The 25062-nt window shown below is 66.3% G+C and carries 22 protein-coding genes; 7 read left to right on the top strand and 15 right to left on the bottom strand.

The genetic code is table 11. From position 1 onward, the window contains the following. Positions 1-115: 115 nt before the first annotated feature. On the bottom strand, positions 116-2230 hold the full coding sequence (fusA, locus tag AC25M7_RS24870) for an elongation factor G (protein ID WP_028692548.1): 2115 nt from the start codon (positions 2228-2230) through the stop codon (positions 116-118). A gap of 67 nt (positions 2231-2297) precedes the next feature. Next, positions 2298-2726, bottom strand: coding sequence for a hypothetical protein (locus AC25M7_RS24875; protein WP_028692547.1), 429 nt, complete (start codon positions 2724-2726; stop codon positions 2298-2300). Between the two features lie 185 nt (positions 2727-2911). Here AC25M7_RS24875 and AC25M7_RS24880 point away from each other — a divergent pair, with 185 nt between their 5' ends. Continuing rightward, the gene (locus AC25M7_RS24880; protein WP_280060421.1) at positions 2912-3214 is read left to right on the top strand and encodes a hypothetical protein; all 303 of its coding nucleotides are present in this window, start codon (positions 2912-2914) and stop codon (positions 3212-3214) included. 3 nt (positions 3215-3217) lie between these two features. Here AC25M7_RS24880 and AC25M7_RS24885 read toward each other — a convergent pair whose 3' ends face one another. Next, entirely contained in the window at positions 3218-4468 is a 1251-nt protein-coding gene (locus AC25M7_RS24885) for a 2-aminoadipate transaminase (protein WP_069016339.1), read from the bottom strand. A gap of 417 nt (positions 4469-4885) precedes the next feature. Here AC25M7_RS24885 and AC25M7_RS24890 point away from each other — a divergent pair, with 417 nt between their 5' ends. The 4 genes from AC25M7_RS24890 (at position 4886) to AC25M7_RS24905 (ending at position 8183) form a co-directional block, all read left to right on the top strand. Beyond that, positions 4886-6271, top strand: coding sequence for an amino acid permease (locus AC25M7_RS24890; protein WP_028692544.1), 1386 nt, complete (start codon positions 4886-4888; stop codon positions 6269-6271). Between the two features lie 106 nt (positions 6272-6377). After that, positions 6378-6875 (top strand): PaaI family thioesterase, encoded by a 498-nt coding sequence (locus AC25M7_RS24895; protein ID WP_028692543.1) that lies wholly within the window; start codon positions 6378-6380, stop codon positions 6873-6875. Positions 6876-6941: 66 nt separating this feature from the next. Then, positions 6942-7457 (top strand): GNAT family N-acetyltransferase, encoded by a 516-nt coding sequence (locus AC25M7_RS24900; protein WP_028692542.1) that lies wholly within the window; start codon positions 6942-6944, stop codon positions 7455-7457. Positions 7458-7487: 30 nt separating this feature from the next. Then, a complete protein-coding gene (locus AC25M7_RS24905) occupies positions 7488-8183 on the top strand; it encodes a glutathione S-transferase N-terminal domain-containing protein (protein WP_486971596.1) in 696 nt (231 codons plus the stop codon). Between the two features lie 37 nt (positions 8184-8220). On the opposite strand, the gene AC25M7_RS24910 is transcribed toward AC25M7_RS24905, so the two are convergent. Continuing rightward, positions 8221-9837 carry an inorganic phosphate transporter gene (locus tag AC25M7_RS24910; protein ID WP_028692540.1) on the bottom strand — a complete coding sequence of 539 codons (1617 nt, stop codon included), beginning with the start codon at positions 9835-9837 and terminating at the stop codon, positions 8221-8223. A gap of 128 nt (positions 9838-9965) precedes the next feature. Here AC25M7_RS24910 and AC25M7_RS24915 point away from each other — a divergent pair, with 128 nt between their 5' ends. After that, positions 9966-10352 (top strand): DUF488 domain-containing protein, encoded by a 387-nt coding sequence (locus AC25M7_RS24915; RefSeq protein ID WP_028692539.1) that lies wholly within the window; start codon positions 9966-9968, stop codon positions 10350-10352. Continuing rightward, positions 10342-10773, top strand: a complete 432-nt coding sequence (locus AC25M7_RS24920) for a GNAT family N-acetyltransferase (protein WP_062359424.1) — start codon at positions 10342-10344, stop codon at positions 10771-10773. Before AC25M7_RS24915 ends, AC25M7_RS24920 begins: the two co-directional genes overlap by 11 nt. Before the next feature lie 139 nt (positions 10774-10912). Here the strand turns inward: AC25M7_RS24920 and AC25M7_RS24925 are convergent, their stop codons facing one another. The 11 genes from AC25M7_RS24925 to AC25M7_RS24975 are packed head-to-tail and all read right to left on the bottom strand — an operon-like array spanning position 10913 to position 25052. Next, on the bottom strand, positions 10913-12346 hold the full coding sequence (locus AC25M7_RS24925; protein WP_307942002.1) for a right-handed parallel beta-helix repeat-containing protein: 1434 nt from the start codon (positions 12344-12346) through the stop codon (positions 10913-10915). 14 nt (positions 12347-12360) lie between these two features. Beyond that, positions 12361-13470: a polysaccharide lyase gene (locus AC25M7_RS24930; RefSeq protein WP_486971597.1), complete on the bottom strand. Its 1110-nt coding sequence runs from the start codon at positions 13468-13470 to the stop codon at positions 12361-12363. Then, positions 13461-14855, bottom strand: a complete 1395-nt coding sequence (locus AC25M7_RS24935) for an alginate O-acetyltransferase AlgX-related protein (RefSeq protein ID WP_062359422.1) — start codon at positions 14853-14855, stop codon at positions 13461-13463. Before AC25M7_RS24935 ends, AC25M7_RS24930 begins: the two co-directional genes overlap by 10 nt. A gap of 30 nt (positions 14856-14885) precedes the next feature. After that, positions 14886-15515 carry an alginate O-acetyltransferase AlgF gene (locus AC25M7_RS24940; RefSeq protein WP_028692535.1) on the bottom strand — a complete coding sequence of 210 codons (630 nt, stop codon included), beginning with the start codon at positions 15513-15515 and terminating at the stop codon, positions 14886-14888. An 18-nt stretch (positions 15516-15533) separates the two neighbouring features. Continuing rightward, positions 15534-16628 carry an alginate O-acetyltransferase gene (locus tag AC25M7_RS24945; RefSeq protein WP_207851516.1) on the bottom strand — a complete coding sequence of 365 codons (1095 nt, stop codon included), beginning with the start codon at positions 16626-16628 and terminating at the stop codon, positions 15534-15536. Between the two features lie 9 nt (positions 16629-16637). Next, positions 16638-18065 (bottom strand): MBOAT family O-acyltransferase, encoded by a 1428-nt coding sequence (locus tag AC25M7_RS24950; protein WP_307942000.1) that lies wholly within the window; start codon positions 18063-18065, stop codon positions 16638-16640. 12 nt (positions 18066-18077) lie between these two features. Then, complete coding sequence (locus tag AC25M7_RS24955; RefSeq protein ID WP_062359416.1) at positions 18078-19523, bottom strand: alginate export family protein; 1446 nt, start codon at positions 19521-19523, stop codon at positions 18078-18080. Continuing rightward, positions 19520-20968, bottom strand: a complete 1449-nt coding sequence (locus tag AC25M7_RS24960; RefSeq protein ID WP_213883000.1) for a tetratricopeptide repeat protein — start codon at positions 20966-20968, stop codon at positions 19520-19522. The genes AC25M7_RS24955 and AC25M7_RS24960 overlap by 4 nt, the downstream gene beginning before the upstream one ends. A 9-nt stretch (positions 20969-20977) precedes the next feature. Further along, positions 20978-22141 carry a PilZ domain-containing protein gene (locus AC25M7_RS24965; RefSeq protein ID WP_486971598.1) on the bottom strand — a complete coding sequence of 388 codons (1164 nt, stop codon included), beginning with the start codon at positions 22139-22141 and terminating at the stop codon, positions 20978-20980. A gap of 16 nt (positions 22142-22157) precedes the next feature. Beyond that, positions 22158-23690 (bottom strand): glycosyltransferase, encoded by a 1533-nt coding sequence (locus AC25M7_RS24970; RefSeq protein WP_028692529.1) that lies wholly within the window; start codon positions 23688-23690, stop codon positions 22158-22160. Between the two features lie 54 nt (positions 23691-23744). Further along, positions 23745-25052, bottom strand: coding sequence for a nucleotide sugar dehydrogenase (locus tag AC25M7_RS24975; protein WP_028692528.1), 1308 nt, complete (start codon positions 25050-25052; stop codon positions 23745-23747). Positions 25053-25062 lie beyond the last annotated feature (10 nt).

Raw genomic sequence — 25062 nt, forward strand, 5'->3', positions numbered from 1 at the left:
TATGGCCCTGAAAAACAAAACGCCCGATGCGGTGCATCAGGCGTTTTGAGGCCTGTCGGCCTACCTGAACAGGTGTAAACCTATTTCAGGACTAGACAGGCTCCACCGCGAAGTTTCAGGCTTCCCCGCGATTCTTCTTCACGATGGCATCGGCAATGCTCGCCGGCGCCTCGGCATAGCGGGTGAACTCCATCGAGAAACTGGCCCGCCCCTGGGTCATCGAGCGCATCGAGGTGGCGTAGCCGAACATCTCGCCCAGCGGTACCTCGGCACGGATCACCTTGCCGGCCGGGGTCTCGTCGCCATCCTGGATCATCCCCCGGCGCCGGCTCAGGTCGCCGAGGATGTCGCCCTGGTACTCCTCGGGGGTCACCACCTCGACCTTCATCACCGGCTCCAGCAGCACCGCGCCGCCTTTCTGCGACAACTGCTTGGTGGCCATGGACGCGGCGATCTTGTAGGCCATCTCGTTGGAGTCGACGTCGTGGTACGAGCCGTCATACACCGCCGCCTTGAGGTTGATCAGCGGATAGCCGGCAAGTACGCCGTTCTTCATCTGCTCCTCGATGCCTTTCTGGATCGCCGGGATGTACTCGCGTGGCACCACGCCGCCGACGACTTCGTTGATGAACTCCAGGCCTTCCTTGCCTTCGTCGCCCGGGGCGAAGCGGATCCAGCAATGCCCATACTGGCCACGCCCGCCGGACTGGCGGACGAAGCGGCCTTCGATCTCGCAGGTGTTGCGGATCTTCTCGCGGTAGGCCACCTGCGGCTTGCCGATATTGGCCTCGACGTTGAACTCGCGGCGCATGCGATCGACGATGATGTCCAGGTGCAGCTCGCCCATGCCGGAGATGATGGTCTGGCCGGTCTCCTCGTCGGTCTTGACCCGGAACGACGGGTCCTCCTGGGCCAGCTTGCCCAGGGCGATGCCCATCTTCTCCTGGTCGCCCTTGGTCTTGGGCTCCACCGCCACAGAGATCACCGGGTCGGGGAAGTCCATGCGTTCGAGGATGATCGGCTTGTCCATGTCGCACAGGGTGTCGCCGGTGGTGACGTCCTTCATGCCGATCAGCGCGGCGATGTCGCCGGCGCACACGTCCTTGATCTCGGCGCGCTGGTTGGCGTGCATCTGCACCATGCGGCCGATGCGTTCCTTCTTGCCCTTGACCGAGTTGAGCACGGCGTTGCCGGAGCTGAGCACGCCGGAATACACCCGGGCGAAGGTCAGGGTGCCGACGAACGGGTCGGTGGCGATCTTGAAGGCCAGGGCCGAGAACGGCTCGTTGTCGTCGGCGTGGCGCTCCAGGTGTTTTTCCTCGTCGTCCGGGTCGGTGCCCTTGATCGCCGGGATCTCGCTGGGGGCGGGCAGGTAGTCGATCACGGCGTCGAGCATCAGCGGCACGCCCTTGTTCTTGAACGATGAGCCGAGGATGGTCGGCACGATCTCGTTGGCGATGGTGCGCTGGCGCAGGGCGGCCTTGATTTCCTCGGTGGTGAATTCTTCGCCTTCGAGGAATTTCAGGGTCAGCTCTTCGTTGGCATCGGCCGCAGCCTCGATCATATGGGCACGCCATTCGTCGGCCAGATCCTGCAGTTCGGCGGGAATGGCTTCTTCGCGGTAGCTGGTGCCCTGGTCGGCGTCGTTCCAGTAGATGGCCTTCATCTTCACCAGGTCGATCTGGCCGATGAAGTTTTCCTCGCTGCCGATGGCCAGCTGGATCGGCACCGGATGGTGGCCCAGGCGCTGGTCAATCTGCTTCACCACCCGCAGAAAATCCGCGCCCTGGCGGTCCATCTTGTTGATGTAGGCCAGGCGCGGCACATGGTACTTGTTGGCCTGGCGCCATACGGTCTCGGATTGCGGCTCGACGCCGTCGGCGCCGCTGAACACCACCACCGCGCCATCGAGCACGCGCAGCGAGCGCTCGACCTCGATGGTGAAGTCGACGTGGCCGGGGGTGTCGATGATGTTGAAGCGGTACTTGTGCTCGAACTGCTTGGTCGAGCCTTGCCAGAAGGCCGTGGTGGCCGCCGAGGTGATGGTGATGCCGCGCTCCTGCTCCTGGGCCATCCAGTCCATGGTCGCGGCGCCGTCGTGCACCTCGCCCATCTTGTGGTTGACCCCGGTGTAGAACAGGATCCGCTCGGTGGTGGTGGTCTTGCCGGCATCCACGTGGGCAACGATACCGATGTTGCGGTACAGCTCGATGGGGGTCGTGCGGGCCATGGTCGGTCACCTGTGGGTGAGGATTCTCCCAAGGTAGCAGAGCGGGAGAATCCTGCCGGGGCGACCGTCAGTCGGCGAGCACCTGCAACTGCCACTGGCCTTCGCTTTCGCGGGCCAGGCCGCTGGCCGGCAGCAGGGCCAGCAGGCGTTCGTGCAGGGCGGCTTCGGTGAATGACTTGAGGGTGGTCATGTCTAGTACGCCGACGGTGATCAGCTCGGCCTTGGTGTACGACAACCAGGCTTTTTTCAGCACCATCAGCACGTCGCTGCCGGCGGTGCTGGCGAAGCGCCTGTGCAGGGTGCGGCCTTCCAGCTCGAAGCTGTGACGGTGTTCGTAGCCGCTTTCGTCGCCACTGCCCTCGACGCAGCGGTGGCAGCGGCAGGGGCCGTCGCCGAAAGCGTTGCGCAGGTAGGCGTTGAAGTCCACGACGGGCTTGAGGGTCAGGCGTTTGTCGACCTCGAACAGGTCGGCGATCAGGGGTTGTTCGGCGCTCACTCGGTATCCTCGCGTGGTATGGCGTGCATCGGCGGGCACCCTAACAGATCGGGGCAGGGGAGGCCATGCTCGATGGCCAGCGTGGGAGCGGGCTTGCCCCGCGATGAGGTCGGTAGAGACAACCGGGAACGCCTGCCGTACTCTACGCGCCCATACGCCTAATACACCTGTTGAGGTAACCCCGCTTGAGTACCAAGTACCCGTACACCGCCACCGTGACCATCAGCGCCGAAGACCGTGGGGGCGATACCGAGGCCTCGGAGAACACCAGCATGCGCGTGGGCCTTGAGGCGGTGACCGAGGTGCTGAAGAAAGTGCATTTCGTCGGTACCCTCGGGGCACCGGAAAAAGGCGCCACGCACATCTGCGTCACCTTGGAGAACGGCCTGAGTTACTACGGCCCGATCGTCAACGGCCACGCCGAGCTCGAAGGCGGCTGGATCGCCTTCGAATGCGACATGCCCACCCCTGAAGAGCTGGGCCTGTAACCCTCAGCCCAGCTCCATGAGGCACTGCTCGAGGATATCCAGCCCTTCCTCGAGCACCTCGGGCTCGATGGTCAGCGGTGCCAGCAGGCGGATGATATGCCGCGCCTTGCCGCTGGGCATCAGCAACAGGCCTTTGCCACGCGCCGCCTCGAGCACCTTGGCCAGTTGCGTCGGCGCCGGGCTGCCGTCCGGGTTGACCATCTCCAGCCCGCGCATGGCCCCTGTACCGGTCAGGCGACCGAGCGCGGCGCACCTTCCCGACGCTTTCCAGCGCGCGTGACGCGCCACGATGGCCTGTTCCTGCCGTTCGCCCCAGGTGGCGATATTCGCGTCGGTCATCTGCGCCAGGCTCGCCAGCGCCGCCGCGCAGGCGATCGGGTTGCCCGAGTAGGTGCCGCCCAGCCCGCCCTTGGGCAGCGCGCCCATGATCGCCTGTCGCCCGACCACTGCGCCCAGCGGCATGCCGCCGGCGATGCTCTTGGCCAGCAGCAGAAGGTCCGGTTCGATACCCAGCCGTGGGAAGGCGAAGCGCTGGCCGGTGCGACCGAAGCCGGACTGAATCTCATCGATAATGATCAGGATCCCATGCTCGTCGCAGAAGCGGCGCAGGGCCTGGGCGAAGGCGGGGTCGAGGGCGAGGAAACCGCCTTCGCCCTGCACCGGCTCGAAGATGAACGCGGCCACGTCCTCCACCGCCAGCTCCACGCTGAACAGGCGCTCCATAGCCTGGAGCGCCTGCTCGCAGCTCACCCCGGTGTCCGGACTGGGGTAGGGCAGGTGATAGACCGGGCCGGGCAGTTCGCCCACGCGCTGCTTGTACGGGGCGACCTTGCCGTTGAGGTTGAGGGTGGCCAGGGTACGGCCGTGGAAACCGCCGTCGAAGGCGACGATGGCCCGTTTGCCGGTGGCGCCGCGGGCGACCTTGAGGGCGTTTTCCGCCGCTTCCGCGCCGCTGTTGGTCAGCATGCCCGTCAGCGGATAGCTGACCGGGACGAACTGGCACAGGCGCTCCATCAGTTCCAGGTACGGACCGTGGGGCGCGGCGTTGAAGGCATAGTGGGTCAGGCGCGCGGCCTGCTGCTGGATCGCCTCGACCACCGCCGGGTTACAGTGGCCCAGGTTGAGCACGCCGATGCCGCCGACGAAGTCGATGTAGCGTTTGCCGGCGGTGTCCCAGACTTCGGCGTTGCGTCCATGGGAAAGGGTGATCGGGTGAACGATGGCGATGGACTGGCTGATATTTTCCTGATTCATCTGCACGCGGCCTGTTGTTCGAGTCAGGTCGTATCCAAGCGCGTCGGGAATCTGTGGCGCAAACGAATTATTCGATTGCTCTCATTCGTTTAATTCCTGATGTCTGAAGGCTCTCTCTGCAAGCTTCATGACAGAAGATTCTGAGCAGGATGTGAAGCGTATTGATTCCTAGTTGGAATGATGTTTTGCGAAAAGGTCGTTTGTTGTGACCTGCCTGGAGATGAATACTGGCCTGGCTGGACCCTGGCAACCGACAGGTCCATCAATACAAAAATACGCCGGTAGCCAATTCCCGCAACAAGTCCGAGACGTGTGGGAGACGCGTGCCGATGCCCTTGCCGGCATGCCCGCCCCCACAGGAACGCTGCCGCCACTTTCAGCCGCCTTCGTTGCGGCCGACCCACTCGAGGGTTCTCCATGGCATCGCCAGACAACAAAAAACAGCGGTCCTTGCAGCATGGCCTGACTTCACGTCAGGTATCGATGATCTCTATTGCCGGCATCATCGGCGCCGGCCTTTTCATTGGCTCATCCAACGCCATCGCCACCGCCGGCCCGGCTATTCTCATCTCCTACGCCATGACCGGCCTGCTGGTGCTGCTGGTGATGCGCATGCTCGGTGAAATGGCCATCGCCAACCCCAACAGCGGCTCGTTCTCCACCTACGCCAGCGAAGCCATCGGCCCCTGGGCCGGCTTCACCATCGGCTGGCTGTACTGGTGGTTCTGGGTGCTGATCATCCCGGTCGAGGCCATCGCTGGCGCGGATATCCTCCATGCCTACTTCCCGCAGGTGCCGTCCTGGCTGTTCGCCTTCCTGATCATGATCGTGCTGTCGGGCACCAACCTGGTCAGCGTGAAGAACTTCGGCGCGTTCGAGTACTGGTTCGCCCTGGTCAAGGTACTGGCCATCATTGCCTTCATCGTGGTCTGCAGCCTGGCGGTGTTCGGCGTCTGGCCACTGGCCGACGTCTCCGGCGTCAGTCGCCTGTGGGACGCCGGCGGCTTCATGCCCAATGGCTTCGGCACCGTGCTCGGCGGCGTGCTGATCACCATCTTCTCGTTCTTCGGCGCCGAGATCGTCACCATCGCCGCCGACGAGACAGCCAACCCCAAGGACAAGATCCGCCGCGCCACCAACCTGGTGGTGTACCGCATCGCCATTTTCTACCTGGCGTCGATCTTCCTGGTGGTGTCGCTGGTGGCCTGGAACGATCCGGGGCTCAAGGCGGTGGGCTCGTTCCAGCGGGTGCTGGAAGTGCTCAACGTGCCCGGCGCCAAGCTGCTGGTCGACATCGTCGTGCTGGTGGCGGTCACCAGTTGCATGAACTCAGGGCTGTACACCGCCTCGCGCATGCTCTACTCGCTGGGGGCCCGTGGCCAGGCACTGCTTATGACCAGGCGGATCTCCGGCGCGGGCGTGCCCACCGTGGCGGTCGTTCTCTCGACCCTGGCGGGCTTTGCCGGCTGCCTGGTCAACTACGTGTTTCCCGGCAAGGTGTTCGGGTTCCTGCTATCTACCACCGGCGCCATCGCCTTGCTGGTGTACCTGGTGATCGCCGTGTCGCAACTGCGCATGCGGGCCCGTGCCGAGCGCGAGGGGCGCACGCCGGAGCTGAAGATGTGGCTGTTCCCGTGGCTGACCTGGCTGGTGATCGGCACCATCGTCATGGTGCTGGGCTACATGCTGTTCAGCGATGCCTACCGCTATGAAACACTGATGACCGCGGGGGTGACCCTGTTCATCCTGCTGGTTTCGCTGACCCAGCGGCGCAAGCGGGGCTCGGCGTGGCAGGCGGCCTGATACGCTCAGGGGGCATATGGCGGCCCCCTCCATTTGGCGGCCGGGAAGCATGGGGCTACCATCGGCAGTCAGCCTCCTTCCCAATACCAACAAGCCAAGGACGCGTATGACCGAACAAGCCCCCTCCCTGCAACAACTCGCCGCCCCTGATGGCACATGCTACGGTTGCGGGTGCTCCCACCCCAGCGGCCTGCATGTGCAGAGTCACTGGGATGACGACGGCGTCCACCTGCTGTGCCGTCATTCCCCCGACCCGACCTTCATCGGCTGGCCCGGCCTGGTCTACGGCGGCCTGCTGGCCATGCTGGTCGATTGCCATTCCAACTGGACCGCCATGGCCCACCACTACCGCGCCGAAGGCCGCGAGCCCGGCAGCCTGCCGCGTATCGACTGTGTTACCGGCCAACTGAGCCTGACCTACCTCAAACCCACCCCGATGGGCGTCGAGCTGCTGCTCAAGGCACGGGTCGAGGGTGAGGTAGGGCGCAAGAGCCGGGTGATCTGCGAGGTCTGGGCCGGGGATGTGCTGACCGTTACCGCCGATTCAGTGTTCGTACGGGTCGATACCGAGAAGCTCAAGCGGCAGGCCCACGGCGACGCCTGAACCTTGCGCCGGTTGGGAGGGGCTGGCATTGTCGAGGGAGATCCGGATGCCCGACAGGATGTTGCCATGCCCTACCAGATCCGCCAGGCCCGCAGCAATGACTGTACAGCCCTGAGCCACATCGGCCAGGCCACCTTCGCCCTGGCCAGTCCGCCCGACAGCGCTCCGGCGGCGCAGCGGCACTACATCGCCCACAACCTGCAGCCCGAGCATTTCCAGGCGCACCTGCGCCACCCGCACAAGCGCCTGCTGGTGGTCGAGGAGGGCGGCCAGGTGCTGGGCTACAGCATGCTCGACCTGGCGCCCGGTGAGCTGGGGATCGCCGCGGCCGATCATCTGGTGGAGATTTCCCGTTGCTATGTGCTGCCCGCCGCCCACGGCACGGGTGCCGCGCAGTCACTGCTCGAGGCTATCCTGGCCCATACCCGTGGCCCGGTCCGCCTGACCGTCAACGAACTCAACGCCAGGGCCATCCGGTTCTACGGGCGCAATGGCTTTCGCAAGGTGGGCGAGGCGATCTTTCCCTGCGGTGACGAGCGACACCGAGACTGGGTGATGGTCAGGACGCCCGACAGTCTTTAAATTGAGTCCCTCAACCTTCAGGGCGCGAACATGACCGATCTTTCCGTATTCCCCATCATCCGCAAATGGCCGGCCCGGCATCCCGAGCGCCTGCAGCTGTATTCGCTGGCCACGCCCAACGGCGTCAAGGTCTCGATCATGCTCGAAGAGATCGGCCTGCCTTACGAGGTGCACAAGATCAGTTTCGACAACGACGACCAGCTGAGCCCCGAGTTCATCTCCCTGAGCGCCAACAACAAGATTCCGGCAATCCTCGACCCCGATGGCCCTGGTGGCCAGCCGCTGCCGTTGTTCGAGTCCGGGGCGATCCTGCAGTACCTGGCCGAGAAGAGCGGGCAGTTGCTCAGCCAGGACCCTGCCCAGCGCTACCAGACCTTGCAGTGGCTGATGTTCCAGATGGGCGGCATCGGGCCGATGTTCGGCCAGGTGGGGTTCTTTCACTTCTTCGCCGGCAAGGCGTACGAGGACAAGCGGCCCCGGGATCGCTACGTCAATGAGTCCAAGCGCCTGCTGGGCGTGCTCGACCGGCACCTGCAGGGGCGGGAGTGGATGGTCGATGCGTACAGCATCGCCGATATCGCCATCTTCCCCTGGGTGCGCAACCTGGTGGAGCGCTACAACGCGCGCGAGCTGGTGGGGTTCGATGATTTCACGGAAGTACAGCGGGTGTTGGCGAAGTTCCTTGAACGCCCGGCTGTACAGCGTGGCCTGAAGATCCCGGAATAACCTTGCTGGGGGCGCAAGGCGCCCCCGTCGCGAGTCCTCAGAGGATCTGGTTCAGCAACCAGTACAAGCAACCCGCCAGCAACATTGCAGCCGGCAACGTCAATACCCAGGCCATCAGCAGGTTGACCAGCGTCTTGCGTTGAATCCCCGAGCCATTGGCCACCATGCTCCCGGCCACGCCTGAACTCAGCACGTGAGTGGTCGACACCGGCAGGCCGAACAGGTCCGCGGCGCCGATGGTACACATCGCCACCACCTCGGCCGAAGCGCCCTGGGCATAGCTCAGGTGGGTCTTGCCGATCTTCTCGCCCACCGTCACCACGATGCGCCGCCAGCCGACCATGGTGCCCAGGCCCAGGGCGATGGCCACCGCCACCTTGACCCACAGCGGGATATAGCGGGTTGCGTCGTCCAATTGGCGCTTGAACAGTTGCACATGGCGGCGGGTATCGGCGTCGTAGCGGGCCAGTTGGTGCTTGTCGATCAGGCGGATGGCCTCGCTGGTCAGGTACATGTCGTTGCGCACGTTGGCCATGGCCTCGGCCGGCACGCGCTTGAGCGAGCCGTAGCCTTTGACTTCCTCGCCAATCATGCCGGTCAGCGCGGCCAGCGCCGGGATCAGCTCGGCACTGGCCTTGGGCTCGCCGATGAACGTGGTCAGGACCTGGCGTGGATCGGCCGGGGCAGGGGACGGTACTGCGCGCACCAAGGCCTGGCGGGTGACCTCGGCGACCGCCGAGAACTGCAGGGCCTGCTCGTTGGGCATGGTCTTGTTCAGCGCATAGGCCATCGGCAGGGTGCCGACCAAGATCAGCATGATCAGGCCCATGCCTTTCTGGCCATCGTTGGAGCCGTGGGCGAACGACACGCCAGTGCAGGTGAGGATCAGCACGCCGCGGATCCACCAGGGCGGCGGCGTCTGGCCTTCTGGCGCCTGGTACAGTTCGCGGCGCTTGACCAGCGCGCGCAGGGCGAGCAGCAGCAGGGCGGCGCAGGCGAAGCCGATCAGCGGCGAGAACAGCAGGGCGTAGCCGACCTTGCTGGCCTGGGTCCAGTCCACGCCGCTGGTGCCGTCGCGCCCGTGCATCAGCGCGTTGGCCACGCCCACGCCGATGATCGAGCCGATCAGGGTGTGCGAGGACGACGCTGGCAGGCCCAGCCACCAGGTGCCGAGGTTCCAGATGATCGCCGCCAGCAGCAGGGCAAAGACCATGGCGAAGCCGGTCGACGAGCCGACCTGCAGAATCAGCTCCACCGGCAGCAGGGCGATGATGCCGAAGGCCACCGCGCCGCTGGAGAGCAGCACGCCGAGGAAATTGCACAACCCCGACCAGACCACCGCCACCGGCGCCGGCAGCGAATGGGTGTAGATCACCGTGGCCACGGCATTGGCGGTGTCGTGGAAGCCGTTGACGAACTCGAAGCCCAGGGCGATCAGCAGGGCCAGGCCCAGCAGCAGGAAGGGGGTGACGGTGGTGACCACGGTGCCGCTGGCGCTGACATCCTGCTTCAGGCTCCAGAAGGTGTAGGCCAGGCCGGCCAGCAGCAGGCCGAAGAACAGGGTGAGGGTGGCGCGTCCGGGTTTGTGGGCAAGGTGAGGGCGCGGGCTGGGCAGGGTCAGGTCGGACTGGCTGGCCAGGGACGGGGTTGCCATGAGGGCTCCGGTTGGCGTCGGGCGGTGGTGCCGAAGGTCTTCAGCATAGAAACAATTCGTTACCAGGGCGTGACCTCGATCAATGAAGGCCCTAGGCTGTCTGGGGAACGATGTCGCAGGAGTGCTGCATGATTCGCTGTAAACGCGTCTACGAGGCGCTCGAGGGCGGGGATGGCCAACGCGTGCTGGTCGATCGTCTTTGGCCGCGCAACAAACGCAAGGAGGACCTGCACGGGCAGTGGCTGCGTGAAGTGGCGCCGTCCGACGCACTGCGCAAGGCGTTTCACGCCGGCGAGCTCGACTTTGCCGGTTTCACCCAGCGCTACCAGCAGGAGTTGGCCGCCCACCCCGAGCACTGGTATCCGCTGCTGGACCTGGCCGGCAAAGGCGACCTGACCTTGCTGTACGCCGGCAAGGACTCCGAGCACAACAACGCCCAGGTGCTGGCCCGGTGGCTTGAGGACGAACTGGAGCGCCGTGGGCCGGCCAGTTCGCCGGTGTGTTATGCCCCTTGAACTGATCCCTGCGACCGACGAACACCTCACGTTTGCCCGTGACCTCACGCGCCGCGCCATGCTGCCGTATTACCGCGAATTCGACCTGTTGTGGATCGAGGAAGCCTTCGATGAAGCCTGGGGCTGGCGCGAACAGTGGCTGGTGGTCGAGGACGATCGGGTGCTGGGCTTTTGCAGCCTCAGCCAGGACCGCCAGGCGCTGTATATCCGCGAGCTGCATCTGCTGCCCGAGCATCGTGGCCGGGGCGTGGGCGGCTGGGTGCTGGAGCAGTTGGCTGGCTGGACTCTACAGCGCCGGTTGCCGTGGCTGCGGCTGATGGTATTCAGCAGCAACCCGGCGCGGCGCCTGTATCAGCGCCGAGGGTTCGTCGAGGTCGGGATGGACGAGTGTTTCGTGCGGATGCAGCGCCCGGTGCCCTGACACGATTCCTGTGAGCGGCCTTGCGTCGCGAGAGGGCCGCAACGCGGCCCCGGCGATCTTTGCTTTTACGCTGAAGTCCTGTGGCCGCTCCGCGCCCCTTGCGCGACACAAGGCCGCTCCTGCAGGGGGGACGTGTATTTCAGTCCTGGCGCACCCTGATCATCTGTTCCTGTACCAGCATTGCCTCCAGCACCGGCCCCTGCAACGCCAGCAGGTCGCCGGCCAGCAGGTTCTGCAGCAGTGCCTTGCCATCGAAGCGATTGCCCCCCAACTCGACCTCGCGCACCCCCTCGACCCGCACCACGGCCTTACCCACCTGCCCCAGGCGATTGCCGCTGATCACCAGCGGCCCGGGCTGCGGCGTGGCGTTGCGCAGGCTGATGGCGTACTCCGGCGTATTGCCGATCCGGTTACCCACCAGCGTCAGGCCCGTGACCTCGCTGGCATCCACCGCGCTGCCCTGGCTGCTGGCCAGCAGGTTGTCGTCGATCAGCAACGGGGCTTCGGCCGTCGGCGCGAGGTCGCGCAGCTGGATGCCATGCCCACGGCTGTCGCCGATGCGATTGCCGGCCAGCAGCACGGTGCCGTGCTGGTCGCTGATCTCGATGGCGGCCTTGGCGGCGCCGAGGATCAGGTTGTTTTCGATCAATGCCCGGGTCTGGCCACGCAGGCGCACGCCGCTGTTGTTGTCGACGCCGCGCAACTGGTTGCCACGCAGGCTCAGCTGGCTGTCGCGGGTGTCGATGGCATACTGCTGCGAGCCTTCGAAACGGCTGTCGATGATGGTCGCCTGGCTGTGCTGCAGCTCCACCGCGCTGGACAGCTCGCTGAAATGGCTGGCTTCCACCAGCAGCGTGGCGGGACGCGTACTGGCCGCCTGCTGGGTGCTGAGCGCGGTGCTCAGGCCGCGGGACAGGTTGGCGTTGTAGCCCAGGCGCTTGAGCGTCGAGCCGATCACCTCGGTATGGCTGCCAGCCCAGGCCACCACGAAGGGCCGCCAGGCACGGTCGGTGTTGCCGGGCTTGTCGCCGGCGACGCTTTCCAGCGTCGATTGGTTCAGCCCCAGCCAGCCCTGGTTGATCAGTGCGGTACCGGAGAAGCTGTACAGGTAGAGGCGCGTGCCCTCCAGCCGCAGCCCCGCATCGGCGCCGATCATCAACGGGTAGCTCAGCAGGTAGCCGTCCTTGTAGCGCTTGAGCACCCGTGGGTCGTGCAGCGCATCGTGCAGCTGCGCCAAGGTGATGCTGCCACCGCGCAGCACCACGGCCTGGGGGTGATGCGCCTGGTAGCCGGCGATGGCGCGGAACAGGCCGTTGTTGACGAACGGCTCGAACGGCCAGCTGCCGGCCTGGGACGAGAACATCGGCTGCAGGCTGACGCTGGCGCGGCCCGCAGGTGGCGGGCGGCGCGCCTGCTCGAAGGTCACCGCCTGACGGGTCTGGTGGCGCAGTTGCTCCAGCTGCTGCTGGTGCTGCGCCTGGGGCAATGTGTCCATCACCGGCGCGGCCCGCGCGGTGGTCGCCAGCAGCAGGGCGGCCAGGCAGGTGAAAGAAAAGCGGCTGAACGGTGCCATGGGAGCGTCCTTGATCAAGGCAGGTTGGGGTAGGCCGGCTTGAGCGGGCCGCCGATCTGGCTGTAGTTGTCCACTTCGCCGTCCTCGCTGTCGTAGAGCTGGCGGGCGAGGGCATGCTCGGGTCGACGGGCCAGGAACGGGATCAGCCAGGCCAGCTTGTAGGGTGCGACGTCGGCCTGGTGCTGGCCCTTGAGCTGGGGCAGGGAGTCCGGGGCGAGCACGCTGCGGGCGGCGAAGGTGGCCAGCTGGTCGAGGGTGCGTTGGTCGTCCTCGCTCCAGGCCAGGCCGTTGGCCCGGGCCGACTCGCCAAGAAGCACCAGCGGCACAAGGGCGTACTGGCTGTAGTTGGCGGCCAGCTTGCTGCGCGCCACTTCCAGCGGCAGGTAGGCCTGGTCGCCACTGCGCACGGCCTGGGCCAGGCCCCGGCGCAGGTTGCCGTCGGCCCAGCGGATGAAGTCGTCGCGGTCCACCAGCATGCCGGCGGCGGCCACCGCCCAGGCGGCCCAGTAGTCGTGGTTGTTGAAGTAGACCGTGGTGGACTGGCGGCGCGGGTCGTATTCGCGGATCACCTGCTCGCCGAGCTGGTTGAACCAGCGTCGTTGCGCGGGGCTGAGCGGCACCTTGCCGTCGGCTGCCGCCTGGGTCAGCAGCACCGCGCCGGCCATGGCCGCCAGGGCCCACTTGCGCGCGGCCATGCCGGTGTTGCTGGCGTCCGGGTCGAGCAGGGCGCCCGCTTGCGCCCAGTGCTCCAGCCACTGGTCCTGGCAGGCCAGGGCCATGTTGGCCTGCTGCGGCTTGCTGGCGTTCTGGAAGCGCTTGCCGGCCTGGATCAGGCCGCCGACGAACTGCTTGAGCTGCCGGGCGACGCGCTCGCTGTCGGCATCGGGGCTGGCGCGCAGGGTGGACTTGCTGGCGTCGCGCGGGTCGTACTTGCTTTGCAGGTGCAGGCTGGCGGTGTAGGGCGGTGGCGGCGCCTTGCTGCAGGTGAGGGTGCGGTAGTCGCCGATCATGGCCGATTGCGCGGTGGCGCGGGCGGGCCAGATCGATTGAGCTGCGTGGGTGGGGAGGGGCAGCAGGGCGATTGCAAGTAGCAGGAGCACCCCAGGGGCCGGTTTCACAGGCACAGGCGGGTCTCCACATCGGTGGCGGCGGTGCCGGCCTTGGTCGGTTCGAGGAACACCGAAAGCAGGTTGGCGCCGGCGAACTCGGGGGCCTTGCTCAGTTCCAGGTAGTACTGGCCGCCGCTTACGGCCGCCTCGCGGCGGAACCACACCTTGTCGCGGGCGCCATTGTCGTAATAGACGATGATGTAGAAGTCCTTGACGCTCCTGTCGCTCAGGCGGATATCGAGAAAGCCCTTGGACACGGCCTGCCGGGCGCCGCCAGCATTGCTCAGCAACTCTATGCGCTCGCCGACCTTGAGTGGCGGACGCTGCAATTTCGTGCCAAGGATTTCCCTGGACGCCTTGCAGCCGCCGTGTATCGCCGGCACCAACTGGCGGTACATCAACGGCGAATCCAGGCGGTAGTTGGCCGGCAGTTCCCAGACGATCAGCTTGGGCGGCGCCTCGGGCTTGTAGTCGGCGGACAGCAGGTACTCCAGCAGCGAGCCGTCCTCGCCCACGCCGGGCAGGGCGTAGTTGAGGACATCCGCCTCCAGGTACTGTTTCAGGTAGCCGTCGAAGTTGAACTGCTTGCTCTCGTCCTCGCGAGCCGCGGCGTTGCTGTCGCCGACCAGGATCACCTCGGGGTCGGGCGCCTCGTCGAACAGGGCGTCGCTGCTGTCGGTCAGCGGCACGGTCTGGTAGCCGCGCACGTACTGGAAACCGTAGTTGTTGCCGCAGATGTAGCTCAGGGCCAGGTTCAGGGTGCCGTCCTTGGGCACCATCACGCCGGGCTCGGTGCTGTAGCGCTTTTTGGTCAGGCTGTCGTAGAACGGCTGGCGGCGGATCTCTTCGGCCATCAGTTTGGCCGTCGCCTCGGCGCCGCTCGGCGTCCAGTGGTGGTCGCGGCGGAAGAAGTACTCAGCCTGGGGTGGCTGGCGCACCAACTGCATCATCGGCGCCACCACCGCACCGGCCTGACGGAGTTGCCCCAGGTAGCTGTCTAGGTTGCGGCTGGCGCGCGGGTAGTCGAATCCGTGCAGTTGATCGGGGTAGAGCTTGTCGCGGTGCATCAGGCCGCGGGTCGGCTGGATCGCCATGGCCACCTGGATGCCCTGGCGGTGGAACGCGTTCATCAGTCGGGCGAACTCCGGGCGCATGGGCGCGGGAATGCCGAAGTCATTGGTCAGGTCGACCATCGAGCGGAACAGCCAGCGCTCCTTGCCGGGGACGATCTGGCGCATCAGCTTCATGCGCCCTTCGGCATAGTGCTGCGGTTCGGCCAGGGCCGGGCAGACCATGCACTGCAGGTTTTCGCAGCCGGGCCGGGCGGGCTCGGCGGCCTTTGCCTGCGTGCCGAGCAGGGCCAGGGTGGCCGCAAGGCCGAGGGGGAGGAGGGTGTTCATGGGCCAGTCATCCTTGCGTGCGGCACGGCGTCACTCGGTCGGGTCGATGCTGTTGGCCAGGCTCAGGCTGCGGTTGCCTGGCAGCAGCACATAGCTGTACGAGCGGCCCTTCTTGAGGAACAGCTCGTCGAAGCTGGCCACTTCCTGGTCGCCGACATAGGCGGCGAAGTCGATCTTGATCTCGTTGACCATGCGCGCGCCGGTCTGGCCACTGGCCAGGGCCTTGACCACCTCGTGCTTGCCGTCGGCGGTGCGCAGCGTGGCCTGGGCTGGCGTCAGGTTGTAGAAGGCCACCTGGGCCTTCTTCGGCTCGTTGACGTACTGGTCGGCGATCAACTGCAACTGCTTGCCGTCATAGACCACGGTGCTGGCGGCGTTGGCCGCCAGGTTCGGTTCGATGGCCTTGGCGCCGATGCCGATCCTGTGCACGCCGGCCGGCACGAAGCGGTAGCCGCTGAGCTGACCGGGGGCGACCTTCTGCGGGTTGAGCTTGCCGCTCAGGGCCACCTCGACATTGCTGTCGGACAGGTTGAGTACGCGCACGAACGCCGAATCGGCCGGGGCCACGGCGTCGTACAGGTCGGCGTTGCCTTCGGCGGCCAGGGCAGTGTGGCTGGCGGCGGCCAGCGCCAGGGCGGTGAACAGGGGTGAAAGCTTCATCAGGTTCTCCTAGGGACGTCAGAAATGCCCGGGCTGGCCGCTGCGGGTCAGCGCGCCGGGACGATGGGCCAACAGGGTGCGCAGGGGGAACTCCCAGACCACGGTATCGATCTGCGGGTTCTGCAACTGGTCGCCGGCGAGGAACTGGTTCATCGCCTCGAACGGCCCGCGGGCCTCCACGGCGATGGACAGCAGGTCGCGGTTGAGCGCCTCCTTGAGGAACCCGACGAAGTTCCAGTCGTCGATCTTGCTGTAGCTGGTGCCCACCAGCAGCAGGCTTTGCGACTGTTCGGCGAACAGCGCGTCGCTGTCCTGTTCGGCCTGGAGGGTCTCGTACAGCTCGATCGGGGTGGGGCCGAACTGCGGCGCCAGGCGCGCATGGTCGAACTGCAGGTAGTTCATCAGGTCGCCCTTGACCGTCTTGTCACCGGCCTTGTGCGAGACGTACACCTGGTCGCCGAGCAGCTGCGGGCGCTGGCGGGCCAGTTCATAGGCCGACAGGCGCGCGCCGTCCGGGCTCCAGTGGGTGTCGGACTTGAGGAACAGCCGTGGGCCGGCCAGGTGGCGCAGGTAGGCGTCGCGCAGTGGCACCACGTCCAGCCGGCGTAGCTGCAGGTCGGCGACGAAGCGGTCGTAGAGGCTGTGCACCCGCGGATCGAAGGCGCGCTCGGCGTGTCTGGCGTAGATATCCAGCTTCATCGGCAGCGGCAGCAGCACCAGGTGCTTGCCGTGCTCGGCCAGTTGCCTCTGGACTTTGACGATTTGCTCCAGCTGGCTCGCCAGGCTGGCGTCCAGGTCGTTGGGCACGCGGTATTCCTGGTTGGTGTAGAGCCAGCCGTCCTTGCCCAGCACCACGCCCTTGGTGCCTTCGCCGAACAGCTGGAACTGGGCGTCGGCCCACAGCCGCTGTGAAGGTGCGCGCAGGAACAGGCGCTTGTCGTAGACCTGTTCGAACTTGCGCAGCAGCTTGCCATCGACAAACAGGTTCCAGCTGTCGGTCTGGGCGCGGGCGAAGCTCAGCACCGGCGGCAGCGAATAGACGAACATCGCCGCCAGCGCCAGGGCGAAGACCACACCGTTGGCCTTGCCGGCCGAATTCATCACCGGGTACATGGCACTCTCCTAGAACTGGAAATACAGGAACGGCGAGAACGAACTGGCCGCCAGGCTGCTCAGCGCCAGCAGGAAGCCGCCCCACAGCAGCAGGCTGTGCAGCACGCCGACGTGACGCATGAAGTAGCCTTCCTTGTTGCCGGCGTAGAAGCGCACGTTGTTGATCCCGGCCAGGATCAGCCAGGCGACCGCCACCAGGGCGAAGGCCATGGCCATCTTCGAGGCGCCGAGCACGTAGAGCTCCAGCGAACCGAAACCGTTGAAGCCCAGCAGCGCCTGGTAGATCTGCAGGCTGTGGCGCAGGTCCATGGTGAAGAACAGCGGCATGCTCAGGATGATCAGCAGCGCGGTGCGCAGGTTGCGACCCAGGTGATAGGGCGTGGTGACCTTGGTCGCGAGGTTGAACCTGCGTTCCAGCACCATGCCGATGCCGAAGAAAAGCCCCCAGCAGATGAAGGCGAAACTGGCCCCGTGCCACAGGCCCGACAGCAGCATGGTCCACACCAGCGCCGGCAGGGCGCCGGCCACGCGCTTGCGTACCAGCGGCAGGTACACGTAGTCGCGCAAGAAATGCGCCAGGGTCATGTGCCAGCGCGACCAGAACTCGGTGATGCTCTGCGACACATAGGGCTGGTTGAAGTTTTCCGGGAAGCGGAACCCCATCATCAGCGCCAGGCCCAGGGCCATGTGGCTGTAGCCGGCGAAGTCGAAGTACAGCTGCAGGGTCGAGACCACCAGGCCGAACCAGGCATCGCTGAACTGCAGGGTGCCTTCGCCGACGAACAGCACGTTGATCGGCGCCAGGCGGTCGGCGATCAGCACCTTCATGATGAAGCCGAGCATGAAACGGCACACCCCCAGCGAGAACAGCTCAAGCGAGTGGCTGCGCTGGCGCAGCTGCGGGGCGAGCTGGCTGTAGCGCAGGATCGGCCCCGCCACCAGGTGCGGGAACAGCGCGACGAAGGCGGCGAAGTCGATGAAGCTACGGGTGGGCGTGGCATCCTTGCGGTAGATGTCGACGATGTAGCTCAGGGCATGGAACACGTAGAACGAGATACCCAGGGGCAGGAAGATGTTCTCCAGGGTCCAGGTGTTGATGCCCAGCGGCGCCAGCAGCAGGGCCAGCACCTCGGCGCCAAAGTTGGCGTACTTGAAGTAGCCGAGCGTGGCCAGGTTGCCGGCCACGCCGAGCCACAGCAGGCGTAGCGCGCGGCGTTTGTCGCCGGCGTCCAGGCGCGCCTTGATGAGCAGGCCGAAGCCGTAGTTCCAGGCGGTGATGGCGACGAACAGCAGCAAAAAGTCCGGGCGCCACCAGGCGTAGAACACGTAGCTGGCGGCGACGATCACCAGCGAGCGCCACTGCGGCCGGGCCAGGTAGTAGGTGGCCAGGAACAGCGGCAGGTAGAGGAACAGGAAGACGTTGGAGGCGAAGATCATGCTGGCCGGTCCTTAGTAGCTGATCACCACGCCGACACTCAGCTGGTAGTCGTCGCCGCTGTCCAGCGCGCTGCCTGCGTTGAGGTAGCTGGCGCTGACCAGGGTGTTGACGTCCAGGTGCTTGCCGTCGAGGGCTACCGGGAACATCTTCCAGTAGTAGTTGAGGTCGATCATCTGGCCGACGTTGTCGCCCTTGCCATGCAGGCCGGCGTTCAGTTCGCTCTGGCGCCGGGCGCGGGCATCGGCGGCCATGCGGATCGGCAGGGCGCCGCCTTCATCGCGCAGGTTGAGCTGGGTCACCCGCAGGTCCAGGGCGCTGCGCGCCGTGGGCCGGGTCTCCAGGGCCAAGCCGTAGTAGCTCAGGTTGCGCAGGTCGAGGGCGACGAACGAGCTGGCCAGGCGCGTGCTGTACGAGCCCTGGCGGGTGATGCGGTCGGACTGGATCGGGTTGAGCCGAAAGCCGTCGTTGTCGTCGTCCGGCTTGTCGGTCAGGCCGCCGCGCAGGGCCACGCGCGGGGTCCAGGGCAAGGTCTCGAAACGCTTGCCGACCTCGCCCAGCGCTGCCCAGCCGCGGCTGCCGTGGCCGGTGCTGGTGACGCCGTTGCCGGCGGTGTTGTCCATCGTGCCGTCCAGTGCCGCCAGTTCCAGGTGGTAGTCGCTGGCCAGCGGCAGGTTGTCGCCCTTGAAGAACAACCCGTAGCGCCAACCCTTGAAGTCGTAGCGGTCGTCGACGTCGTGGCCGCTGCGGTCGTTCTCCTGCATCAGGCGCATGCCGACCTGGTTGTTCGGGCTCCAGCGATAGGCGTACTGGCCCATCAGGTACAGCGTGCGCGCTTCGCTTGCGGCCAGCGAATTGACGTCGGTGTTGTAGTTGCGAAATTTCTGTCCGACCGCGACGAAGGCATCGCTGAAGGTGTCCTGGTAGTTGAAGCGCAGCGACTCCAGGCTGTCGTCCCACCAGATACCGTAGTCGTCGTAGAAGCGCTGGCGACCGAACGACAGCGAAAAACGCGGGTCATCGCCGATCAGGTTGCGCTTGACGTACAGCTCGCGCAGCTCGGCGTACCAGCCCTCGGGTTGCTCGCGTTCATTGTTGTTGGTCGACTCGTTGGCCAGGTTGCTCGACTGGCTGGAGTCGTAGTTCAGCCACAGGCGGCCGTAGACCATCCATCTGGCCCAGCGTTTTTCCGGCGAGTACCAGGCGAACGACGGCTCGTAGCGCAGGCTGTAGAAGCTTTCGCGCTCGCGGCCGACCTGGGCGTCCTGAGGCCCGTAGCCGGTCTGCACGGTGAGCTTGTTGAAGAACTCCGAGGTGATCACCGGCTCGCTGCCGTCAACGGTCGCGACGCGCACCGGCGCGCTGCTGTCGGCCTCGGGGCCGGTGACTTCCTCGCCCGCCAGCACTGTCAGGGGCGCCAGGGCGAGCAGGGCGCCGAGCAGGGGTGGATGGGCTTTCACAGGGTGGCCTCCTTCAACAGATCGTTGCGCGCGGCCAGGGCGCGCTCGATGTCATCCTTGGGCAAGGTCTTGTCCAACCGCTTGATCAGGCCACGGGCACGGGTCTCGCCCAGGTCTAGGGCGATGCGGGCGTAGGTGTAGGCCTTGACCGGGTCGTGGCAGATGGCCCGGCCGCGCAGGTGCACAGTGGCCATGCGGTACCAGGCCGCGGTCGAGCCCTGTTCGGCCTGTCGCTGCCAGATGGCCAGGGCGCGTTCCTGGTCGGGCTGGTCGAGGCCGCCCTTGCTGTACAGGTCGCCCAGCAGCAGTTGCGCGTCGGGGTAATGGGCGGCGATCAGTTCGTCGATCAGCGCCTGGGACTTTTGCGGATCCAGGGTCAGCCAGTTGTTGACCATGTAGAACGCCGCGTCCAGCGCCTTGGCCCGGGTCGGGTCCTTGGCCCGCACCTGGGCGATCAGCGCCTGGGCCTGCTCGGCGTTGTGCTCGGTGGGGTTGGAAATCATGAAGTTGGCCTTGGACACCTGCGCCGGCAGGTAGCCGCGGGCGACGGCGTTGTCCAGCCAGCGCTGGGCCTCGGCGATGCCGTCGGCGCGCAGCTGGTCGTCGGCCTTGTCGCGGGCCAGTTGCTCGGGCGTCGGCTCGACCTTGGGGCCCATGGCGCGACTCTGGCGCTGCTCGCGCTCGGCATCCAGCTCGGCGCGGGTGGTGCCGTGGATGCTGTCCAGCAGCGCGCCGATGCGCTGCACCACCTCCACCGGCAGACTGGCCATCTCTGGCTCCAGGCTGCGGGCGAAGGCGAGGAAGGCCGGGTCCTGGCGCTCGCCGAGGAAGCGGTAGTAGCGCTCGATGCCGCGCGGGTCGATGCGTGCCGCCTGCTGGTACCAGCGCTCGGCGGCGGCTCGGTCGCCCTGGCGCTCGGCGACCACGGCGCGGTATAGCTCGGGGCGGCAGTTGAGCAGGCAGCTCTGTTCGTACAGCGCCAGCAGTTCGGCGGCGCGCTCGCCGGGAAACAGCTGCGGATAGACCAGGAACACCTCCAGGCTGGTGCTGGTGCTGCGCGGATCACGGTCGTTGGGGTAGCGGGCCAGGGCCTGACGCACCCACGCCTCGTGGCTGCGCTGCAGGCGCGGGGTGCGGTCGAGCAGGCGTGCCAGCGAGGCCAGCGCCGGGATCTGGCCGTGGCCATCGGCGAAGGCCTCCTGGTACAGGCTCACGATGTCCTGGCGGTTGGCACTGTCGCTGTTGGCCAGCACATCGCCGAGCAGCTGCTTGGAGGCCAGGTCGCCACGCTCGGCGAGGGCGCGCAGGTCGCTCGTGACGTCGGCGCTTGGGTCCTTGTACAGCGCGTAGCGGATCTGCTCCAGGCTCTGCCCGGCCCAGCCGCTGCCGGCCCAGGCCAGGCCGAGACCGGCCAGCAACAGGCGCGGGGCGTTCTTGGCGTTCATGAGCGGCCCTCAGTTGCCGTTGCCGAACGGCAGGCCCAGGTACAGGTCGACCGCCACGGCCTTCTGGTAGGCCGCCGCCGGCAGTGGGCTGTCCGGCTGGATGGTCAGCGCCAGGTTGTGGTTCAGCTCGTCGGAGCGGGCGTCGACCACGGTGCCGCTGAAGTGCTGGTCGAGGCCGAACACCTGCATGTCCACCGAGCGCACGCGGCCGACATCGGCGAGCTTGTCGAACGGCACGTTGGCGCGCACGAACAAGCCCTCGTTCTTCGGCAGCAGGTGCATCATCGGCGCGGCCTTGTAGCCATAGCCGTTCAGCGGCGGCGACGGGTACCAGACCTGGCAGTCGCACGGGCTGTTGATCACCGTCTCGACGCTGGCGCGGCCCAGCAGCGCCTGCAGGTCGCCCGGGGCGAGGTCGGCCAGGGCCTTCATGTCCGCCGGGCTGGTGAAGCTGGTGGCCAACTGGGTGGAGATGTTCGCCAGCGGCTGGCCGGCCTGCACCTCGCTGGCGCCGTCCGGCAGCAGGTACTTCACGTAGCCGTTGTCCGGCATGCTGATGACCTGGGCATTGCCGGCGACCGTGGCCTGCAGCGCCGGGATGCGGAAGAACAGCAGGTAGCCCTTGTAGCCAACGAAGCCCAGGGCGGCCAGGCCGGCGGCGGCGTAAAGCGCGGTGCCGGCCACGGCCTTGAGGCGCTCGGCCGGGGTGCGGGCGCTGGCCTGCTGGTGTTTGCGCGCCTTGATGTAGTTCTCGCGCTGCATCACGTTGAACAGGCCATTGATGTCTGCGACTTCGCCCGACAGATAAGCGCTGATCAGGTAGCGCAGGATGTCGCGCTTTTGCGCGTCGAGGTCGACGAACTGCGCGCCGACCTCCTTGCCGCGCTGGGAGACGATGCGCACCTTGCCGTCGATCGACAGGTCCACCTGGTTCAGACGCAGCTGGATCGAGGCGTCGTACAGCGCGCCGACGGTCAGTGGCGCCTCGTACAGCAGGCCGATGCCACCCAGCGAGATATCGGCAAGGTCGGCCTCGAACGGTTCGCGTCCGGCGCCGGACAGGCGCACCCGGGCGTGCATGCGGGTGCGCACGTACTGACGCTCGTCGATGGCCTCGTGAACGATGTTGGCCGCGATCTTGCCCGGGGCCGCCGGGGTATTCGAAGTACTCATGTGCAGGCGCCTTTCCTTAACGTTGCGTGAGTTCCAGGAGAACGGTGATGACCCCGAAGAAGATGGCGATCGAGGAGCACAGCATCGCCTTCGAGGACCAGCGGTTGAGGCTGGCGTCGAAGTCGACGCTGCCGGTGGCCAGGGTGGTCTTCTGTCGCGTCCAGCGTTGCTGGTCCATGTGGAACATCGCGTAGACCTTCATCAGCGAACCGACGATCTGGTTGTAATAGAGAACGAACGGGTACATCGGGCTGACCGGGTGCCCGGCGAAGACGAACAGCACCGTCACCAGGCTGCGCGAGACCAGCACCCAGAACAGGTACACCAGCAGGTACTGGATGCCGAATACCAGGCCGGCCACCACCGAGGCGGTCAGGCCCATCAGGCAGGTCCACATCGACACCCGCTGGTCGAGCAGTACATAGAGGGTGAACAGTCCCAGGCGCGCGCGGCCGAGCAGGGCGGTGGCGCGAAAGTTCTGGCGCAGCGAGTTGCCGTACCAGCGGAACATCAGCTGGCGGGTGGCCACCCAGAAACTGTCGCTGGGCGGGTGCTCGACGGTCAGGGTGTGGCTGTCGGGCACGTAGAAGGTGTCCCAGCCGGCGCGCATCAGGCTCAGCCAGCTCGACTTGTCGTCGCCGGTGAGGAACTGGAAGCGGCCCAGGCGCCAGTGCTCGAGAAAATCCGCCTCGACATCGCGGATGAAGCCAGGGTCGGTCATCACCCCGGCGCGGAAGAACGACAGCCGCCCGGTGAGGGTCAGCACCCGGTGCGACAGGGCCATCGAGCACATGTTGATGTGCCGCTGGACGAAGCGCATCGAGTGCCACTGGCGCATCCAGCGGCTGCCTTCGACCTCGCAGAACTCGTTGGTGGTCAGGCCGCCGACGTCGGGCAGCACGGCGAACAGCTTGACCGCCCGCTCGACGCAGCCGGGTAGCATCATGGTGTCGCCGTCGACCACGCCGACCACCGCGTCGTCCAGCGGCATCTGCCGCGACAGCGCGCGGAAGGCATGGGCCAGGCCATCGCGCTTGCCGGTGCCGCGGGCGCGGACGATCACCAGGTCGATGTCGTCGCGTCCCTGCACCTCGTCGCGCATGATGTCCTTGATGAACTGCTCGTCGCCCTTCTCGACGATCGAGGCAATCACCGTGCACGGCACCTTGAGCCGCTGCACCTCCTGGAACACCGACTGGTACACCTTGAAGGTGGTATGGGTGGGGATGCGAAAACTGGTCACCACCATGAACATGTGCGACGGCAAGGCCGCGTCGCCCAGGCGCTCGACCCGGCGGCGCAGGCGTGGGAAGCGCCAGTGCAAAAAGTACATGCCGCGCAGGTAGTGGACGATGGCGTTGCCGTAGCGCCACATGCCCAGGGTGCCGATGATGAAGATGAATTGGTGGTGGCTGGGGTCCAGGTACTGTGGCGCGACCATCTGCGCGGCCAGGGCGATCAGCCCGGCGAGCAGCGCCCAGGCGCAGAAGCCGGCCGCCGCGCGCATGTACGCCGGGGCCGCGAAAGGCCGCTGTTGCTGTCGTTCCATGGCGTTGTAGCTCCTTGGGTCGGGGCCCGCCGTGACGGCGGGCAGCGGCGTGCCTTACCAGCAGATGCCGTGGCGTTGGGCGTCGCTGCTGCCGGCCATGAAGCCGACCAGGTCGATCACCTGCTTGCCGTTGCCGACGTCCAGGGCCTGGACGAAGCGCTCGTCGTTGTTGCCCAGCACGATCACCTCGGCCTCGTCGATGACCTGCTGCAGGTCGCTGCGCAGCAGGGCGCTGACATGGGGAATCTGCTGCTCGATGTATTGGCGGTTGGCGCCGAACTGACGGGCGTGGTCGACGTTGGCATCGAAGATGCGCAGGTCGTAGCCCTTGCCGATCAGTTGTTCGGCCAGGGTCACCAGCGGGCTTTCGCGCAGGTCGTCGCTGTTGGCCTTGAAGGCCAGCCCGAGCAGGGCGATGCGGCGCTTGCCGGCCCGGGTCACCAGGTCGAAGGCGTTCTCTACCTGGTTGCGATTGCTGTCCATGATCGAGGCCAGCAGTGGGTGCGCCACGTCCAGCTGGCTGGCGCGGTAGGTGAGGGCGCGCACGTCCTTGGGCAGGCACGAGCCGCCGAAGGCGAAGCCCGGGCGCAGGTAGTAGCGCGACAGGTTGAGCTTGTAGTCCTGGCAGACCACGTCCATCACCTCGCGGCCGTCGACCCCCGAGGCCTTGGCGATGTTGCCGATCTCGTTGGCGAAGCTGACCTTGGTGGCGTGCCAGACGTTGCAGGTGTACTTGATCAGCTCGGCGACCTCGATCGACTTGCGGATCACCGGGGCGTCGAGGCCTTCGTACAGCGCGGCGAGCAGGTCGCCCGAGCGGCTGTCGAGTTCGCCGATCACGGTCATGGCGGGGAAGTCGTAGTCCTGGATCGCCGTGCTCTCGCGCAGGAACTCCGGGTTGACCGCCACGCCGAAATCACGCCCGGCCTGCTTGCCCGAGGCCTGTTCGAGGAGCGGGATGACCACGTTCTTCACCGTGCCCGGCAGCACCGTGCTGCGCACCACCACGGTATGACGGCTCGCCTTGTCGCGCAGGGCCGCGCCGATCTCCCGGCACACCGCTTCCATGTACACCAGGTCGAGGTCGCCATTGGCCTTGCTTGGCGTGCCGACGCACAGTAGCGACAGTTCGGTGGCCAGGATCGCCGCCTGGACATCGGTGGTGCCGCGCAGGCGGCCCTGGCGCACGCCGTCGAGCAGCAGCTGTTCCAGGCCTGGCTCGACGATGGGCGAGCGGCCCTGGTTGATCATGTCAATCTTCGCCTGGGCGACGTCCACCCCCAGTACCTGGTGCCCGCGTGCCGACAGGCAGCCGGCGCAGACCGCCCCCACATAGCCAAGTCCGAAGATACTGATGTTCATAGATCCCTCT

Source organism: Pseudomonas sp. P106(2024) (genome assembly GCF_057480815.1).

Bases quoted from the DNA above. Each gene is read 5' to 3' on its own strand.
- fusA (WP_028692548.1), bottom strand. From the start codon at position 2,230: ATGGCCCGCACGACCCCCATCGAGCTGTACCGCAACATCGGTATCGTT.
- AC25M7_RS24885 (WP_069016339.1), bottom strand. From the start codon at position 4,468: ATGAATCAGGAAAATATCAGCCAGTCCATCGCCATCGTTCACCCGATC.
- AC25M7_RS24890 (WP_028692544.1), top strand. From the start codon at position 4,886: ATGGCATCGCCAGACAACAAAAAACAGCGGTCCTTGCAGCATGGCCTG.
- AC25M7_RS24895 (WP_028692543.1), top strand. From the start codon at position 6,378: ATGACCGAACAAGCCCCCTCCCTGCAACAACTCGCCGCCCCTGATGGC.
- AC25M7_RS24900 (WP_028692542.1), top strand. From the start codon at position 6,942: ATGCCCTACCAGATCCGCCAGGCCCGCAGCAATGACTGTACAGCCCTG.
- AC25M7_RS24905 (WP_486971596.1), top strand. From the start codon at position 7,488: ATGACCGATCTTTCCGTATTCCCCATCATCCGCAAATGGCCGGCCCGG.
- AC25M7_RS24910 (WP_028692540.1), bottom strand. From the start codon at position 9,837: ATGGCAACCCCGTCCCTGGCCAGCCAGTCCGACCTGACCCTGCCCAGC.
- AC25M7_RS24915 (WP_028692539.1), top strand. From the start codon at position 9,966: ATGATTCGCTGTAAACGCGTCTACGAGGCGCTCGAGGGCGGGGATGGC.
- AC25M7_RS24920 (WP_062359424.1), top strand. From the start codon at position 10,342: ATGCCCCTTGAACTGATCCCTGCGACCGACGAACACCTCACGTTTGCC.
- AC25M7_RS24925 (WP_307942002.1), bottom strand. From the start codon at position 12,346: ATGGCACCGTTCAGCCGCTTTTCTTTCACCTGCCTGGCCGCCCTGCTG.
- AC25M7_RS24935 (WP_062359422.1), bottom strand. From the start codon at position 14,855: ATGAACACCCTCCTCCCCCTCGGCCTTGCGGCCACCCTGGCCCTGCTC.
- AC25M7_RS24940 (WP_028692535.1), bottom strand. From the start codon at position 15,515: ATGAAGCTTTCACCCCTGTTCACCGCCCTGGCGCTGGCCGCCGCCAGC.
- AC25M7_RS24945 (WP_207851516.1), bottom strand. From the start codon at position 16,628: ATGTACCCGGTGATGAATTCGGCCGGCAAGGCCAACGGTGTGGTCTTC.
- AC25M7_RS24950 (WP_307942000.1), bottom strand. From the start codon at position 18,065: ATGATCTTCGCCTCCAACGTCTTCCTGTTCCTCTACCTGCCGCTGTTC.
- AC25M7_RS24960 (WP_213883000.1), bottom strand. From the start codon at position 20,968: ATGAACGCCAAGAACGCCCCGCGCCTGTTGCTGGCCGGTCTCGGCCTG.
- AC25M7_RS24965 (WP_486971598.1), bottom strand. From the start codon at position 22,141: ATGAGTACTTCGAATACCCCGGCGGCCCCGGGCAAGATCGCGGCCAAC.
- AC25M7_RS24970 (WP_028692529.1), bottom strand. From the start codon at position 23,690: ATGGAACGACAGCAACAGCGGCCTTTCGCGGCCCCGGCGTACATGCGC.
- AC25M7_RS24975 (WP_028692528.1), bottom strand. From the start codon at position 25,052: ATGAACATCAGTATCTTCGGACTTGGCTATGTGGGGGCGGTCTGCGCC.